13 protein-coding genes are annotated in these 16,317 nt (G+C 63.5%); 3 read left to right on the top strand and 10 right to left on the bottom strand.

Features of this window, described 5'->3' with window-relative positions; genetic code table 11:
• Positions 1-315 precede the first annotated feature (315 nt).
• The 6 genes from aroA to gyrA all read right to left on the bottom strand — a co-directional run bounded on the left by aroA (position 316) and on the right by gyrA (position 8,437).
• Positions 316-1,638 (bottom strand): 3-phosphoshikimate 1-carboxyvinyltransferase, encoded by a 1,323-nt coding sequence (aroA, locus tag PEP31012_RS13720; RefSeq protein ID WP_150589878.1) that lies wholly within the window; start codon positions 1,636-1,638, stop codon positions 316-318.
• The gene (locus PEP31012_RS13715) at positions 1,638-2,510 is read right to left on the bottom strand and encodes a prephenate dehydrogenase (RefSeq protein ID WP_150589877.1); all 873 of its coding nucleotides are present in this window, start codon (positions 2,508-2,510) and stop codon (positions 1,638-1,640) included. The genes aroA and PEP31012_RS13715 overlap by 1 nt, the downstream gene beginning before the upstream one ends.
• Positions 2,511-2,531: 21 nt before the next feature.
• A complete protein-coding gene (gene pheA / locus PEP31012_RS13710) occupies positions 2,532-3,614 on the bottom strand; it encodes a prephenate dehydratase (RefSeq protein WP_150589876.1) in 1,083 nt (360 codons plus the stop codon).
• A 68-nt stretch (positions 3,615-3,682) separates the two neighbouring features.
• The gene (gene serC / locus PEP31012_RS13705; protein WP_246171284.1) at positions 3,683-4,798 is read right to left on the bottom strand and encodes a 3-phosphoserine/phosphohydroxythreonine transaminase; all 1,116 of its coding nucleotides are present in this window, start codon (positions 4,796-4,798) and stop codon (positions 3,683-3,685) included.
• 284 nt (positions 4,799-5,082) lie between these two features.
• Entirely contained in the window at positions 5,083-5,670 is a 588-nt protein-coding gene (locus tag PEP31012_RS13700) for a DUF2059 domain-containing protein (protein ID WP_150589875.1), read from the bottom strand.
• Between the two features lie 139 nt (positions 5,671-5,809).
• Positions 5,810-8,437 (bottom strand): DNA gyrase subunit A, encoded by a 2,628-nt coding sequence (gene gyrA, locus PEP31012_RS13695; RefSeq protein ID WP_150589874.1) that lies wholly within the window; start codon positions 8,435-8,437, stop codon positions 5,810-5,812.
• A 411-nt stretch (positions 8,438-8,848) separates the two neighbouring features.
• Between gyrA and ompA the strand changes: the two genes are divergently transcribed.
• Positions 8,849-9,514 (top strand): outer membrane protein OmpA, encoded by a 666-nt coding sequence (gene ompA / locus PEP31012_RS13690; protein WP_150589873.1) that lies wholly within the window; start codon positions 8,849-8,851, stop codon positions 9,512-9,514.
• Positions 9,515-9,612: 98 nt separating this feature from the next.
• Here ompA and PEP31012_RS13685 read toward each other — a convergent pair whose 3' ends face one another.
• Complete coding sequence (locus PEP31012_RS13685; RefSeq protein ID WP_150589872.1) at positions 9,613-10,401, bottom strand: hypothetical protein; 789 nt, start codon at positions 10,399-10,401, stop codon at positions 9,613-9,615.
• Between the two features lie 287 nt (positions 10,402-10,688).
• On the opposite strand from PEP31012_RS13685, the gene PEP31012_RS13680 reads away from it, so the two are divergent.
• Together PEP31012_RS13680 and PEP31012_RS13675 are read left to right on the top strand one after the other, a co-directional pair.
• Complete coding sequence (locus PEP31012_RS13680; protein ID WP_150589871.1) at positions 10,689-11,159, top strand: EVE domain-containing protein; 471 nt, start codon at positions 10,689-10,691, stop codon at positions 11,157-11,159.
• Positions 11,160-11,345: 186 nt separating this feature from the next.
• A complete protein-coding gene (locus tag PEP31012_RS13675) occupies positions 11,346-12,053 on the top strand; it encodes an SIMPL domain-containing protein (protein ID WP_150589870.1) in 708 nt (235 codons plus the stop codon).
• Positions 12,054-12,200: 147 nt separating this feature from the next.
• On the opposite strand, the gene PEP31012_RS13670 is transcribed toward PEP31012_RS13675, so the two are convergent.
• From PEP31012_RS13670 to PEP31012_RS13660, 3 genes are all read right to left on the bottom strand, one after another.
• On the bottom strand, positions 12,201-13,733 hold the full coding sequence (locus PEP31012_RS13670) for a malonate--CoA ligase (protein ID WP_150589869.1): 1,533 nt from the start codon (positions 13,731-13,733) through the stop codon (positions 12,201-12,203).
• Between the two features lie 76 nt (positions 13,734-13,809).
• Positions 13,810-14,589: an enoyl-CoA hydratase/isomerase family protein gene (locus PEP31012_RS13665; RefSeq protein ID WP_150589919.1), complete on the bottom strand. Its 780-nt coding sequence runs from the start codon at positions 14,587-14,589 to the stop codon at positions 13,810-13,812.
• 70 nt (positions 14,590-14,659) lie between these two features.
• Complete coding sequence (locus tag PEP31012_RS13660; RefSeq protein WP_246171283.1) at positions 14,660-16,240, bottom strand: malonyl-CoA decarboxylase domain-containing protein; 1,581 nt, start codon at positions 16,238-16,240, stop codon at positions 14,660-14,662.
• Between the last annotated feature and the right edge of the window lie 77 nt (positions 16,241-16,317).

Here is a 16,317-nt window from a genome sequence, read left to right as displayed (position 1 = left end):
GGGAATCCGGCGGAAGGGGAATCCGGCGGAAGGGGAATCCGGCGGAAGGGGAATCTGGCGGAAGGGGAATCTGGCGGAAGGGGAATCTGGCGGAGGGGGTATTTGGCGGAGGGGGTATTTGGCGGGGGGGTGAATCTGCCAGAAAGGGGATCTGGTGGACCGGGCGAGCGGTCACAGGGCGGCGGCCCGCCCCGGTTCCGCGAGCGGCGCCGCATCGTTCCCCGAGTGCTCCGGCGATTCGGGGAACGATGCGCGTGCGAGCCGCCGGTGCGGTCCGCTCAGCAGCGGCGCGTGAGCAAAAATCCGTAATGCACGCTACGACGCAACGCGGGCGAATTCAGCGAAATACGTCGGGAACGTCTTGGCAACGCACTTCGGATCGTTGATCGTCACCGGCACGCCGCCCAGACTCACGAGCGAGAAGCACATTGCCATACGGTGATCGTCGTAGGTGTCGATGGCCGCGTTCGGTGTGAGCGCGACCGGCGGCGTGACACGCAGATAATCCGCGCCCTCTTCCACCGTTGCCCCCACCTTGCGGAGTTCGATCGCCATGGCGGCCAGGCGATCCGTCTCCTTCACGCGCCAGCTTGCGATATTGCGCAGCGTGGTCGTGCCGTCCGCGAAGAGTGCGGCCACGGCAATCGTCATGGCCGCATCGGGAATGTGATTGAAGTCCATGTCGAGCGCGCGCAGCTTGCCGCTCGGCGTGTCGACCCCCTGCACTTCGATGGCATCGTCGAGCAATGTAACGCGCGCGCCCATCGCCGCGAGCGCATCCACGAAACGCACATCGCCCTGAATGCTGTCGTGGCCAACGCCTTCCACGCGCAGCGGACCGCCGCCGATGGCCCCAGCCGCGAGAAAGTAGGACGCCGACGACGCATCGCCTTCGACCCGGATCTCGCCCGGGCTCCGATACTTCGCGCCAGCGGCGTCCGCCGCCGGCAACGTGAAGCGCGACCAGCCGTCCTGCCGCACGTCGATACCGAAGCGTCGCAGCAGGCGCAGCGTGATGTCGATATACGGCTTGGAAATCAGCTCGCCCTCGACGTCGACAACGATCTCGCCCGATGGCGAAGGCAGCAGCGGCAACGTGAGCAGCAACGCCGTGAGGAACTGGCTCGACACGTCGCCGCGCACGCGAATCGGCGAGGACGGGGCAGCGACATCGGCCGGCTTGATATGCAGCGGGGGATAGCCGGCGTTGCCCAGGTAGTCGATATGGGCGCCAAGCTGGCGCAAGCCTTCGACCAGATCGCCGATCGGGCGCTCGTGCATGCGCGCCACGCCGGAAACCTCGTAGTCGCCGTGGCTCAGCGAGAGTGCCGCCGTCAGCGGGCGAATGGCCGTACCGGCGTTGCCCATGAACAGCTTGGCCGTCTTGACGGGAAACACACCGCCGCAGCCCTCGACGATGAAATCGCGCGAGTCGCCGACTTGCGTGCATTTGACGCCAAGCGTCGACAAGGCATCGAGCATGACCTTCGTGTCGTCCGACGCCAGCAGATCGCGCACGCGGGTGGTGCCGTGCGAGAGTGCGGCGAGCAGCAGTACGCGGTTCGAGATGCTTTTTGAGCCAGGCAGGCGCAGCGTGCCTTCGGCGTGGCCGTATGGTCCGAGATCGAGCGTTTCCATTACTTTTCCTGTTGCTTGGCCCAGTCCGTGCGCGCCCGGCTGGTGCGCGCGAACACGGCCTCGAGACCGGCGCCGTCACCGGCATCGATCAATTGACGCAGCGAGCCTAGCGTCGCGATGTAACCGTCGAGTTCGGCAAGCAGCGCGTCGCGATTGGCCACACAGATATCGCGCCACATTTCGGGATTGGAGGCGGCGATGCGGGTGAAGTCACGAAAACCGCCGCCCGCAAAACCGAATTTCGACGCGGCGTCAGGGGCGTCGAGAATCTGCGCAATGAGCGCGTAGGACAGCACGTGCGGCAGGTGGCTGACCGAGGCGAATACGCGATCGTGCTGCGTCTCGGACATTTCCGACACGCGTGCCCCGGTCGCCTCCCACATGGCGCGTACCCGTGCGACGTCCGCCTGGCGATTGTTGGCCTGCGGACAAAGTACGACACGGCGGTCGCGATACAAATCGGCCTTCGCGGCATCGACACCGGACAGTTCTGCCCCCGCAATGGGGTGTCCCGGCACGAAGCGCCAGACCTCGTCGCCCAGCGCCGCCCTCGCGGCGGTCACGGCGTCGGTCTTGGTACTGCCCGCATCGGTCACGATCGTATCGCCATCAAGAAATGGACGGATCGCGGCGAGCAGCGCAGGCGTTTGCGCCACCGGCGCGGCGAGCACGACGACATCGGCCCCCGCCACGGCCTCGGCCATCGACACGGCCGCCCGGTCGATCACGCCGAGTTCGCACGCCCGCGCCAGCGACGCCTCGCTGCGCCCGACGCCGACCACTTCCTTCACGGCGCCCGCCGCCTTGAGCGCCCGCGCGAGGGAACCACCGATCAGGCCCACGCCGCAGATGACGAGTTTGTTCAGACTCATGGTGTATCGCCCGCCGCCCCGTTATGCGGCGCGCGGGTATGACCCGAGCACTTTGCAATAGGCCGCGTTCTGACGCAGCGCATCGAGCGCCTTGGCGACATTGGGATCGTCGCGATGGCCTTCGAAATCGACGTAGAAGTAGTACTCCCACGCACCGCTCTTGGCCGGACGCGACTCAAAACGGGTCATCGACACACCGTTGTTCGCGAGCGGTTCGAGCAGTGCCACCACGGCGCCGGCCCGATTCGGCACCGAGAGAATCAGCGACGTTTGATCGTGGCCGCTCGGTGCCGGGTCCTGCGTACCGACGACGACGAAACGCGTACGGTTGTGCGGGTCGTCCTGCACGTGCGCGTAGGCCACTTGCAGCCCGTACTGGGTCGCCGCAGACTCGCCGGCAATCGCGGCGAGGGTCGGATCGGCGGCCGCCATGCGCGCCGCTTCGGCATTGCTCGACACTGCCTGACGCTCCAGCCGCGGGAAGTGTGCCGTGAGCCAGTGCTGACATTGGGCGAGCGACTGCGCATGCGAGCAGATGCGCGTCACACCGTCAAGTGTGCCCGACAGCGACATCAGATTGTGATGAATCGGCAAGGCCACTTCGCCGCTGATGGTCAACGGACTTTGCAGCAACAGATCCAGCGTGCGCGACACGACGCCCTCGGTCGAATTTTCCACCGGCACGACACCGAAGTCCGCCCCTCCGGCCTCAACGGCGCGGAATACCTCGTCGAGCGACGGGCACGGCAAGCCCTTCACACTCTGGCCAAAGTAGGCAAACGCCGCTTGTTCGCTGTAGGTGCCGGCCGGCCCCAGGTAGGCGACGGTCATGACCTTCTCCAGCGCACGGCTGGCCGACATGATCTCGCGCCAGATCGACGCCAGGTTGTCGCCATACAGCGGGCCGTCGTTGGTCTGTTGCAGGCGCGAAATCACCTGCAACTCGCGCTCGGGCCGAAACACCTGCGCGCCGAAACGCTTCTTGACCTCGCCGACTTCCAGGGCGATGGCCGCGCGTTGATTGAGCAGTTTCAGAAGCTGCGCGTCGATGTCATCGATTTTCTCCCGCAGGGGGCGCAGCAATGCGTTCAGATCGTCTTCCATGGAACGTTTTGTCTTCATGCGGTGGGACAGGGCCGGACGGCGCGGCAGTGCGTAGCCGCTCGCCCGCGTCAGCCGTGGCTGCGCTCGAATTCGCGCAGATAGTCGACCAGCGCCTCGACGCCGGCCAGCGGCATCGCGTTGTAAATGGAGGCGCGCATGCCTCCCACGGACTTGTGGCCCTTGAGTTGCAGCAGGCCGCGCTCGCGAGCGCCGGTCAGGAAGGTCTCATTCAATGCCTCGTCATGCAGGAAAAACGGCACGTTCATGCGCGAGCGACAATCCTTGGCGACGGGCGTGCGGTAAAAATCGCTGCTGTCCAGATAGCCATACAGGCACTCGGCCTTGGCCTTGTTCTGCGCTTCCATGGCCACCAGGCCGCCTTGGCGCTTGAGCCACTGGAACACCAGCCCGGCGATGTAGATCGCGTAGGTCGGCGGCGTGTTGAACATCGAGTCGTTCTCGGCAACGATCTTCCAGTCGAACGCGCTGGGCGTGACCGGCAACGCGCGCCCGAGCAGGTCATCGCGTACGATCACCACCGTCAGCCCCGACGGACCGATATTCTTCTGCGCACCGCCATACATCACGCCGAACTTCGACACATCCATCGGACGCGACAGAATGTGCGACGAGACATCCGCCACGAGCGGCACATTCGGCAGGCCGGCGGCGCCCAGATCGGGCGTCCAGAAGTACTCGACGCCATGAATGGTCTCGTTCGTGCAGATATGCACGTAAGCCGGATCCTTCGACAATTGCCACTCGTCCATCGCCGGCAGCCGGGTGAACTGCTCGGCTTCGGTGCTCGCGGCGATGTTGACATCGCAATACTTGCGCGCCTCCTTCTGCGACTTCACCGACCACGAGCCGGTGACGACGTAATCCGCCGTACGACGCTCGCTCGCCCGCTCACCACCCAGCAGGTTCATCGGGATAAGGGCGTTTTCGGCAAGCGCGCCGCCCTGCATGAACAGGATGCGGTAGTTGTCAGGCACCGCAAGCAACTCACGCAGATCGGCCTGCGCCTGCGCCAGAATACTCATGAACTCACGACCGCGATGGCTCATCTCCATCACGCCCATGCCGGCCCCATGCCAATCGAGCATTTCCTCGGCAGCCTGCGCCAGCACCTCGGCTGGCAGCGCCGCCGGACCGGCGGAAAAATTGAATGCGCGCGTCATCATCGTTTTGCTGCAATAAAAGTGAAACGCAAGCCGGCGGACAGGGACCCGTGCGGCTTGCGTTTCACGTCTGGCGATGCATTCGGTTGCGCGGCGGCGGCAAAGACCCACTATACCGCCAGTTGCCCTTGACGTGCGGGTATCCACCGCAATTCCGGCGCGGGACCCTGACTTTGCCGGAAAAATCCGAGCAGAACCTGCCGATTTACGCCATCAATGCAAAATGGCCGTTTGCGATCGCTCGCAAACGGCCATTATCGGTCAATCCTGGTCGGACTGGCCGAAATTTACTTCTTGGCCGGTGCCTTCGGTGCCGACTTGGCGGCCGCGGCGATCTCGGCGTCAGCTTGCTTGCTGGTGGCTTCGATCGATTGCGGCATGTACTTCTGCATCAGGCCACCGACGACTTCCTGGCCCACCTGGTCCTGCACCTTGATGTACTTCTGGCCGACCGGGCTCTTGTAGAACGCCGTCAGACCCTTGATTTCTTCGGTGGTGTAGAACTTGCCATACGCCGCGTATTGGGCTTGGACAGCATCGTTCTTGAACGCGTCGGAAGTGAAGACCTTGCCGGCACCGTCGACGAGCTTTTGCACCGAGTTCGCCTGCAGCGTCGGCACGATGGCCTGCTTCTGCGCATCGCTCATCGTCTTGTTGGCGACCAGTTGGCGCTCAAGCACTTGCGGGGCCAATTGCTTGGCTTGCTCCTGCGCGCCGCCGCCAATGGCGGAGACGAGCTTGTTCGAGTCGATGGCGTCGAGCAGGTCCTTGATGGCGGCCTTCTTGTCGGCGTCGAGCGGGGCGCTCTGTTGAGCCATCGCCATTGCCGGCGCTGCGAGCAGCAGCCACATCCACTTCTTGACGTTATGTTGCATAGTAATAGTCACTCCAAAGTTCGCCGGCTTTGTCCGGCGATAAATAGATGCATCCTCGCCTGGGCACTTCACTGCATCGAGCCAGATTCTACTGACTTTTTGGGGCAATGCACCGGTAGCTTACATCGCGTTACGCCCGTCACGACGCCGTGACATCCGCTTCCGGCGTCTCGTCGCCATCGGGCGCGTCGCCGCCGTTCTCGGCGATTTCGACATCGGTTTCGACAATGCGTTGCAGGCCCGAAAGCGTCGTGCCTTCGTCCAGGCTGATCAGCGTCACCCCCTGCGTGGCCCGACCCATTTCGCGAATCTCCGACACGCGCGTACGGATCAGCACCCCGCCGGTCGTGATCAGCATGATCTCGTCATCCGGCTCGACCAGCGTCGCCGCGACCACCCGGCCGTTGCGCTCGCTTGTCTGGATCGCAATCATACCCTTAGTCCCACGGCCGTGGCGCGTATATTCCGTGATCGACGTACGTTTCCCGTACCCGTTCTCGGTTGCCGTAAGCACCGACTGCTGCTCGTTCTCGGCGACCAGCAGCGCGATGACCGTCTGAGCGTCTTCGAGCTGCATTCCACGCACGCCACGTGCTTCACGCCCCATCGGACGCACGTCGTTCTCATCGAAGCGCACCGCCTTGCCGGCGTCGGAGAACAGCATGACGTCATGGGCGCCGTCGGTGATGGCCGCGCCGATCAGTACGTCGCCGTCGTCGAGATTCACCGCGATGATGCCCTTCTTGAGCGGACGGCTGAAGGCGGCCAGCGGCGTCTTCTTGACCGTGCCCAGGCTCGTTGCCATGAACACGAAGCGATCTTCCGTGTACTCCTTGACCGGCAGTACCACGTTGATCTTCTCGCCGTCCTGCAGCGGGAACATATTGACGATCGGACGCCCGCGCGAGTTACGTGACCCCTGCGGTACTTCATAAACCTTGATCCAGTACACACGGCCGCGGTTCGAGAAGCAAAGAATCGTGTCGTGCGTATTGGCGATGAACAGCGTGTCGATCCAGTCGTCGTCCTTGGTCGCGGCGGCCTGCTTGCCGCGCCCGCCGCGCTTTTGCGCACGGTATTCGGACAGTGGCATCGACTTGATGTACCCGGAGTGCGAGAGCGTGACCACCATGTCCTGCGGCGTGATCAGGTCTTCCGTATCGAGTTCGGTGGCGTTGTGTTCGATGGTCGAACGACGCGCGTCGCCGAACTCGGCGCGCACGGCCGTCAGTTCTTCGCTGATGATCGCCGTCACACGTTCAGGACGCGCCAGAATGTCGAGCAGGTCGGCGATCTGCGCCATCACTTCCTTGTACTCGGAGACGATCTTGTCTTGTTCCAGACCGGTCAGGCGCTGCAGACGCATCTGCAGAATTTCCTGCGCCTGCGTCTCCGACAGCCGGTAGAGCCCGTCGGCCTGCATGCCCACGGCGGCGTCGAGCCCTTCCGGACGGTAGGCCGCGCGGCCGCCCTGCGTATCGCTCTCGGCACGCGAGAGCATGTCGCGCACGACCGACGAATCCCACGCCTTTTCCATCAACGCGGCCTTCGCGATCGGCGGCGTCGGTGCCGCCTTGATAATCGCGATGAAGTCATCGATGTTGGCGAGCGCTACCGCCAGACCCTCGAGCACATGGCCACGCTCACGGGCACGGCGCAATTCGTAGATCGTGCGGCGAGTAATCACTTCGCGGCGGTGCGCCAGGAAGTGCACCAGCATTTCACGCAGGTTCAGCAGCTTGGGCTGGCCGTCGACCAGCGCCACCATGTTCATACCGAACGTATCCTGCAGCTGCGTGTGCTTGTAGAGATTGTTGAGGACGACCTCGGGCACTTCGCCGCGCTTGAGCTCGATCACCACACGCATGCCGCTCTTGTCGGACTCGTCGCGAATGTCGGAAATGCCTTCCAGACGCTTCTCGTTGACCAGTTCCGCAATCCGCTCGAGCAGTGAGCGCTTGTTTACCTGGTACGGCAGCTCGTCGACGATGATCGCCACGCGCTGGCCGCGATCGATGTCTTCGAAGTGAGTCTTCGCTCGCATCACTACACGGCCGCGGCCGGTGCGATAGCCTTCGCGCACGCCGGAGATGCCATAGATGATGCCGGCCGTCGGGAAGTCCGGGGCCGGGATGATCTCGATGAGTTCGTCGATGGTGGCCTCCGGGTGCTTGAGCACGTGCAGGCACCCTTCGACGACTTCGTTGAGATTGTGCGGCGGGATGTTCGTGGCCATGCCGACCGCAATCCCCGACGACCCGTTGAGCAGCAGGTTCGGGATGCGCGCCGGCAGGATCAGCGGCTCTTTTTCGCTACCGTCGTAGTTCGGACCGAAGTCGACGGTTTCCTTGTCGATGTCCGCGAGCAGCTCATGGCCGATCTTGGCCATGCGCACTTCGGTGTATCGCATGGCGGCGGCGTTGTCGCCGTCGACCGAGCCGAAGTTTCCCTGCCCGTCGACCAGCATGTAACGCAGCGAAAACGGCTGCGCCATACGGACGATGGTGTCGTATACAGAGGCGTCGCCGTGCGGGTGGTACTTACCGATGACGTCACCGACGATACGTGCCGATTTCTTGTACGCACGGTTCCAGTCGTTGTTCAACTCGTGCATGGCGAACAGCGCGCGGCGGTGAACCGGCTTCAGGCCGTCGCGCACGTCCGGCAATGCGCGGCCGACGATCACGCTCATGGCGTAATCGAGATACGACCGCCGCATTTCTTCTTCAAGCGAAATCGGGAGAGTTTCTTTGGCGAACTGATCCATTATTCGTGTCTATCAAACCCTAATCGCGATAGGCGGCTGCCGGCGATATGATCGTAAGATTCTAACATGCCCGTCATTGGCATCCGAAACGAGCGTGATGCAACGCACAAGACATGTCTGGCATGCCAAAACGACGGACGACGACCACGAATGAAACGGTTGGGGAGGGGCCTCAAAAGGTGTTGCGCTCACACCACAACTGCGCCACGACGGGCGGCAAACTTGGGGTTTTGCTCACGGGTGGCGGAAGCGCTATGGCAAAATGCCGTGGCATAAGTTAGACATTATTCGAAGTGCATGGGCGGTGCTTTGTCCCAAACGCCGATGTTATACTTCGAGCGATGTAAGACTTTGGTACCGTCGTCTAGGCTCGCAGTAACCCTGCGGTAATCTCATTTCGAGAGGAGAAATATGAATAAATTCGCTAAGCTCGCGATCGTTGCAGCTACCGCAGTGATGGCTGCTTCGGCTATGGCTCAAAATTATGTCCAGACCGCTCCGGGCCCGATCGCGGCCTCGAAACAAGCAGTCAACGACAACTGGGTTAACGGCAGCGGCGAGTGGGTTTGGAAGAACGGCTCGGACGAACTGTGCTGGCGCGATGCCTACTGGACCCCGGCCACGGCCAATGCCAAGTGCGATGGCTCGATCATCGCCCAGGCACCGGCCCCGGCACCGGCTCCGGTTCCGGCAGCTCCGGTCTCGCAAAAGGTGACGTACCAAGCTGACGCCCTGTTCGATTTCGACAAGGCCATCCTGAAGCCGGAAGGCAAGGCCAAGCTGGACGACCTGGCTGGCAAGGTTCAAGCGCTGAACCTGGAAGTCGTGGTTGCCACGGGCTACACCGACCGTATCGGTTCGGACAAGTACAACGACCGTCTGTCGCTGCGTCGCGCTCAAGCTGTGAAGGCCTACCTGGTCAGCAAGGGCGTTGAAGCCAACCGTGTCTACACGGAAGGCAAGGGCAAGCGCAACCCGGTCACGACCGGTTGCAACCAGAAGAACCGCGGCCAACTGATCAAGTGCCTGGCACCGGATCGCCGCGTGGAAGTCGAAGTCGTCGGCACGAACAAGTAATACGGTTCGCCGACTACGAAAAACCCCGCCTCGGCGGGGTTTTTTTCCGCCTGTCACCGGCGCCGTCGCCGTGCGCGTGCGACCGGCAACGGGTGACGTCAGGCCTCGCTGCCCAACTGCGGATATTGCCGCCTCACCATAAAGGTCAACAGCGCCTTGACCGGACGGTCTCGCCACCAGGACCCGGTCTCCAGCGGCTTGAACATCATGCGCGTGGCCGCCTCGACGGGCATGTACTGCTTCATGACATCGCCCGACATGGCGAGGAAGGCGTCCCAGGTCATCGTCTCGAAGGGCGGCGGTGTTAACCAGAATCGATTGAGCGGCTCGAACGCGAACGCAATGTCCTCGTCGCGCACCAGCTCACTGCGCGCCACCATGGTTCGCAACCGCCGGATCACCCCGCGTCGTTCCACCGCGTTGTAGCGGTCGAATGTCTTGCGGAAATAACGATAGTGGCCGACCTCTTCATTGCTCAGCTTGTGCATCATCTGCTTGAGTTCCTCCACCGGCATATAGGACTCCAGGCAGCGATAGATCATGGCCGTTTGCGTCTCGGTAACACAGCGCGAGAGCGCCTCGAGCGCCAGCGACGGCCGCATGTACTGCACGTCGCATCGCGGCTTGTAGCGAGCGAGAAACGCATCATAAGCCGGAGCCCAGTCGAATTCGGGCCACACGCGCGCGATATAGTCCTTGGCAAGACGCCCGTGCTCGACTTCTTCGGGCAGCCAGGTATCGCGCAGCCACGTTCTCATCTCATCGTCATCGCCATACATCTCGTTGAGCGTCGCGACAAACTCAGGCACGCTGGTTTCGATGAACGACACGGTGGCGAGGGAATAAAAGATGAACGCATTGGTTCGAACAGACGGCTCTGCTGCCATGACACACTCTCCTATCGTCATAGGGATGGAACATGCATCGCTCAAGCACGTACGCGCGACCTGCATGCGTGGCGGATTGACGAACGCACGGCGCGCTGCACCCTGCGGCATCGGACAGGATCGGCATCCGACGGTTCATATCAAGCGTCACACGAAGATCACAAACGCATAGTATAGGATTTCACCAACGCTCACAGCGTGGCAACCTACGCATCGCAAACACGTCGGCCTTTGACTCACTTGAGCGATGTTTGCTACCGTTAAACCAATTTTGACAGCAAAATGGCATGACACAACGTTATTGGTTGATGAAATCCGAGCCCGAGGAGGCGAGCATCGACGATCTCGCCGGCGCGAAGCACCAGACCCTGGCCTGGACCGGCGTGCGCAACTACCAGGCGCGAAACTTCATGCGCGACGAGATGCGCATAGGCGACGGCGTGCTGTTCTATCACTCGAGCTGCGCGGTGCCCGGCATCGCCGGACTCGCGACGGTGGCGTCGACGCCCTATCCCGACCCTACCCAGTTTGACCCCAAGAGTCCCTATTTCGATCCCAAGTCGACACCGGAATCGCCGCGTTGGCTATTGGTCGACGTGAAGCTCGATCGCAAGACGCGTCTCGTGCCGCTCACGGAAATGCGCCAGACGCCGGAACTGGACGGCATGCTGGTCCTCGCACGTGGCAACCGGCTCTCGATCACCCCCGTGTCGCCCAAACACTGGGCGTTCATCACCCAACACTTACTTGAAGCCTGAAGGTCTTGGGGGAACCAACCTTGCTGCGATAGCGTCTGTAACAAGCTGCGGGCACAGGCATAGCCTGTCGCCATTAGCGCATGCGATCCCGCCCTTTCGCGGGCATCGTGTCGCGAAGGCCGTGCGGGCGACCGGGCAAACGTTCGCCCTGCACAGGCGAACTTACCTTCGAAAAAGGACAATACGATGCGCAAATCCCTCGCCGCGGCACTTCTGATCGCTACCGCCGCCAATGCGGCCTATGCCCAGTCGGGTGACGATACCAACCGCCAGCTCTCAGGTGTGCTGGGCCTCGAAGCTCATGCCACGAAGGAAGTCGAGCAGGACACCGTTCACATCACGATGTCCGCGCAGGAGCAAGGCGCCGATGCCGCCACGGTGTCGCGCAACCTCACGCAGAAGGCCAACAGCGCGATGTCCGTGGCCAAGGGCCAGAATGCCGTACAGGTCCAGACCGGTAGCGTCTCGCTCTATCCCACGACCAACCGCGACGGCAAGATCACCGCATGGCGTGGGCGCACCGAGCTGCAAATGACGTCGAAGGATTTTGGTGCCGCATCGCGTCTCGCCAGCCAGATCTCGAACCAGATGCAGATGGATGGGGTGTCGTTCTCGCTCTCGCGTGAAGCGCAGGAGAAGACCCAGGCCGAGCTGACGCAACAGGCCATCCAGGCGTTCCGCGACCAGGCGCAGAGCAACACGAAGGCCTTCGGCTACAGTAGCTACACCATCCGCCAGGTGCAGGTCGGTGCGAACGCGCCGATGATGCCGCGCCCGTATGCGATGAAGGCCATGGCCATGAGCCCGGCCGCCGATGCCGCCCCGCCGATGCAGCTCGAAGGCGGCAAAACGCAAGTGACCGTGACGGTCTCGGGCACGGTGCAGATGAAGTAAGTCGCGCCGGCCGGCACAATGCTGTCATGCCGGCCCCTGCCCCCAATGACAATGCCGCCCCATCGAGGGCGGCATTGGTTTGTGCTCGATGCCCGCAACACGGACACGCTGCCGCATCACCTCGCGCGACACCGCGCCGCAACGCGCTTACTTGAAGCGCTCGCGCAGCAGGTTCTTCTGGACCTTGCCCATCGTGTTGCGCGGCAATTCGGCGACCAGATGCACGCGCTTCGGGACTTTGAAATTGGCGATGCGCCGCTTGAGTGCGTCGATGACGGTGCGCTCGTCGGGGGCCTGTGCCCCGGCGCGCGGCACGATGACGGCCACCACCGCCTCGCCAAAATCCGGGTGCGGCACACCGATCACGGCCGACTCGGCCACGCCGTCCATCTCGTCGATGAACCCTTCGATCTCCTTCGGATAGACGTTGTAGCCGCCCGAGATGATGAGGTCCTTCGAGCGGCCGACGATGTGCACATAGCCGTCCTCGTCGAACTTGCCGACGTCGCCCGTCTTGAAGAAGCCGTCGCCGGTGAACTCTTCGGCGGTCTTCTCCGGCATGCGCCAGTAGCCGGCAAACACATTCGGCCCCTTGACCTGGATGTGGCCGATCTCGCCGGGCCGACTTGGCTGCCCGTCGTCGCCGACCACCCGGACCTTCACCTCCGGCAGCGGCACGCCGACCGTGCCCGCGCGACGCACGCTCGCGGCGTCGCCGTGATACGGGTTCGAGATCAGCATCACCGTCTCGGACATGCCGTAACGCTCCAGAATCGTGTGGCCGGTGCGCTCGCGGAAAGCGTCGAACGTCTCGCTCAACAGCGGCGCCGAGCCCGAGATGAACAAACGCATGTTGCGACACACCTCGCGATCGAGCCCCGCCTCCGCCAGCAGCCGGACGTAATACGTCGGCACGCCCATGAACACCGTGGCACGCGGCAGTTGATGCAGCACTTCGCGGGCATCGAACTTCGTCAGCCAGATCATCTTGCTGCCGGAATACAGGGCTGCATGGCTCGCGACGAACAACCCGTGCACGTGGAAAATCGGCAGCGCATGCAGCAGCACGTCGCCGCCCTCTCGCTCGCCCCATCCCCAGAATTCGTGCAGCACACGCGCGTTGCTCGCGAGGTTGCCGTGCGAGAGCATGGCGCCCTTGCTGCGCCCGGTCGTGCCCGAGGTGTACAGGATGGCGGCGAGATCGTCGGGCGCACGCGGCACCGTCGTGAAGGTGTCCTCGAACCATGCGGCGCGCTCCAGCAGCGAGCCGGTACGATCGTCGCCCAAGGTGTAGACGTGCTTCGCGCCGTGGGTGAACGCAATTTTCGAGACCCAGCCGAAGTTCGCCGGACTGCACACCACCACGTCCGGCGCGGCGTTCTCGACGAAGTACGCGATCTCGCCGTCGCGGTAGGCCGTATTGAGCGGCAGATAGACGAACCCCGCGCGCAGGGTGGCGAGATACAGCAGCAGCGCTTCGGGCGACTTCTCGACCTGCACGGCAATGCGTGCGCCGGGCGTCAGGTCGAGACTCGCGAGCAGGTTCGCCATGCGTGCGCTCGCATGCTCGATGTCGTCCCAACTGTAATAGAGCCCGTCGGGCGTCTCGATCGCGCACGCCGTTTTATCAGCGGGAAAGCGCTCGGCAAAAACTCGGTAGAGGTTGGTGTCTTGCGTCATAAACAGAAACGGATTTGAAACCGTGGAGATATCGGCTGAAAAAAGTGAAAATAGGCAAGGTGGGGCGCGGCGTCGCTCAGCGCCCCTGAAAGTCAGGTGGCCGCTTCTCCAGGAATGCCGCCACTCCTTCGCGGTGATCGTGCGAGTCCCAGTACGAGAAGGCATTTTGCCATTCTGCCTCGGACAACGGCGGCACGGTCGGCGCCAGCCGGGCGATCAACCACTTGTTCAGTTGTGCGGCGAGGGGCGCACCGGCCGCGAGACGTCGCGCACAGGCGTAGCCTTCAACTTCCACCGCTTCGTCGGCAACCACCCGCGTGAGGAGTCCCTTCTCTCGCGCCTCGGCCGCGCCGAAGACGCGTCCCTCGAGCAGGATTTCAAGCGTCGTCGAGCGTCCCGCCAAGGCGAGCACGCCGCGCAGTTCGCCAGGCGCCATCGGGAAGCCCAGCTTGTTGATCGGCACCCCGAAACGAGCGCCCTCCCCGGCAATGCGCAAATCGCAATGCGCCGCGATCTCCAGGCCGCCGCCCACGCAGACCCCCTCGATCAGCGCGACGCTCGGATGCCGGCAGTGTGCCAGTGCGTCGAGCGTCGGCCCGATGACCTCGCCGTGATAGCGACGCAGCGCGTCGTAGCTGCCGCGCTCGACGGGAAACTCCTCAATATCGGCGCCGGCCGCGAAGTGACCGTGGGCCCCGCGAATGACAATGGCTCGCACGCGCGTGTCCTCGTCGAGCGCTTGCAGATGCGTGCGCAGGGCGCGCCACATGGCGACCGAAATCGCGTTGAGCTTACCGGGATTCGACAGCGTCAAGGTCACCCATCCGTTGTCCAGCGAACCGTCGTCGCGCAGCACTTCACTCACGCGTTCCTCCCTGCGGTTGATAGGTGTGCTTAGGGGTTGGCATACCGGGACGTCCTTATGTTCATAGCAGGCGCGCCACGGCGCGTCCGAGCGCGGGTTCGCCGTCGATGAGGCGTTGCAGATTGGCGTCGAGTTCGTCGGGTTCGTAAAGATAATTCACCATCATCGCGCACGACTGCTTTGCGCCCTTCTTCGAGAGATCGGCGTGCCAGTTGATGCGCTCGACGCGCGCGCCGTTGCCCAGATGAAAACGGGCGACCGGATCTCGCGGCTGTCCGCGCACCGTTTCGCGCGCCAGATAGTGCGCGGCCAACGCTTCGCCAAGGCTGCGCTGCAATGCCTGCACGGCCTTGCGCTCGGCGCTAGACTGCAACCACATCATCATCTGCGCGCCGGAAGCATCGGACGCCAGCGACGCCTCCTGCGCCAGCAGCTTTGCCCGCTTCGGGCCAAGCACTTGCGCCAGCGCCTGCGCCGAGAGCGACTTGAGCCAGTCGTTGAAACCGGGGATCGGTGAGAGCGTCGCAAAATTGCGCAGCTTCGGAAAATCGACTTGCAGCTCGTCGATCACGCGCTTGAGCAGGAAGTTACCGAAGCTCACGCCGCGCAGCCCGGGCTGCGTGTTCGAGATCGAATAGAAGATAGCCCAGCGCACGCGGCGCAGGTCTTCGAGCGGCGCCTTCTCGTCGAGCAGCGAATGCACGTCGGCCGCCATCTCGGGCACGAACGCCACTTCGACGAAGATCAGCGGCTCGCGCGGCATGCGCGGATGGAAGAACGCGTAGCAACGGCGGTCGGAATCGAGCCGGTTGCGCAGATCGGCCCACGACGAAATCTCGTGGACCGCTTCGTAGCGCATGAGCTTTTCGAGCAGCGACGCCGGCGAATCCCACGTGATCGGATGCAACTCCAGCAGACCGACGTCGAACCATGTCGAAAACAGACTGCCGAGATCTTCCTCGAGGGCCGCAAGCCCGGGCAACGCCGCGCGGTGTTCCAGCATGTCCGCGCGCCAGCGCACCAGAAACGGCAGACCATCGGGCAATGCATTGAAGCGCTTGAGAAAGCGCACACGCGCACTGCCCAGGGCCCCCGCCAAGCCGCCGCCGGGCGCGCGCTTGGCACTCGCGCCAGCGCCGGCGCCGTCGCCGTCCTTGCCGGCCTCGGCGCCCGGATTACCGTCGCTCGCACAGGTCTCGGCGACGACCGCGAGCAATGCCAGTTGCATGTCGGGCGACGCCGCCGCGTAGCGCGTCATGAAGTCGCGCGCGGCGTCGTTAGCGGCGGAGTCCGTCAGCCGCGCCGACAGGCACTGCGTCAACTGCCGCCGCAGCGCGCTTTGCGCCCGCGGCGACAGGGTGGCCGGCGCAACCTTGGCGTCCTTGCCATCCTTTGGCCCACCGCCCGGCCCACCCGACTTGCCGGCGCCGCGGCCGAACCATTGGCCCAGCCGCGCCCCCAGCGATGGCTTGGGCGACGGTACCGGTGCGCTCACGTCGGCCACACTCTCGGGCGCACCGCGCCCGGGCGAGGAAGATGACGAGGAAGCGGAAGCGGAAGCAGACGCTGACGTCGACGCCCCGGCCATCGTCGCGTCCATCAGCGACGGACTCAACGATACGGGATCGGACATGGCTGACATGATCGGCTCATCCTTCATGGCTTCCTCGCAATGCCCCCTGACAGGCAAATAACTCCGGCTCAACAGGCATGACACAT

The sequence above is a fragment of the Pandoraea eparura genome, assembly GCF_902459725.1.
Classification (GTDB): domain Bacteria; phylum Pseudomonadota; class Gammaproteobacteria; order Burkholderiales; family Burkholderiaceae; genus Pandoraea; species Pandoraea eparura.
The sequence above is the reverse complement of the archived record's forward strand: the minus strand, read 5'-3'. Positions and strand labels throughout refer to the sequence as shown.

Excerpts from the sequence above, each read along its gene's own strand:
- aroA (WP_150589878.1), bottom strand. The coding sequence starts at position 1,638 with ATGGAAACGCTCGATCTCGGACCATACGGCCACGCCGAAGGCACGCTG.
- PEP31012_RS13715 (WP_150589877.1), bottom strand. The coding sequence starts at position 2,510 with ATGAGTCTGAACAAACTCGTCATCTGCGGCGTGGGCCTGATCGGTGGT.
- pheA (WP_150589876.1), bottom strand. The coding sequence starts at position 3,614 with ATGGAAGACGATCTGAACGCATTGCTGCGCCCCCTGCGGGAGAAAATC.
- serC (WP_246171284.1), bottom strand. The coding sequence starts at position 4,798 with ATGATGACGCGCGCATTCAATTTTTCCGCCGGTCCGGCGGCGCTGCCA.
- PEP31012_RS13700 (WP_150589875.1), bottom strand. The coding sequence starts at position 5,670 with ATGCAACATAACGTCAAGAAGTGGATGTGGCTGCTGCTCGCAGCGCCG.
- gyrA (WP_150589874.1), bottom strand. The coding sequence starts at position 8,437 with ATGGATCAGTTCGCCAAAGAAACTCTCCCGATTTCGCTTGAAGAAGAA.
- ompA (WP_150589873.1), top strand. The coding sequence starts at position 8,849 with ATGAATAAATTCGCTAAGCTCGCGATCGTTGCAGCTACCGCAGTGATG.
- PEP31012_RS13685 (WP_150589872.1), bottom strand. The coding sequence starts at position 10,401 with ATGGCAGCAGAGCCGTCTGTTCGAACCAATGCGTTCATCTTTTATTCC.
- PEP31012_RS13680 (WP_150589871.1), top strand. The coding sequence starts at position 10,689 with ATGACACAACGTTATTGGTTGATGAAATCCGAGCCCGAGGAGGCGAGC.
- PEP31012_RS13675 (WP_150589870.1), top strand. The coding sequence starts at position 11,346 with ATGCGCAAATCCCTCGCCGCGGCACTTCTGATCGCTACCGCCGCCAAT.
- PEP31012_RS13670 (WP_150589869.1), bottom strand. The coding sequence starts at position 13,733 with ATGACGCAAGACACCAACCTCTACCGAGTTTTTGCCGAGCGCTTTCCC.
- PEP31012_RS13660 (WP_246171283.1), bottom strand. The coding sequence starts at position 16,240 with ATGTCAGCCATGTCCGATCCCGTATCGTTGAGTCCGTCGCTGATGGAC.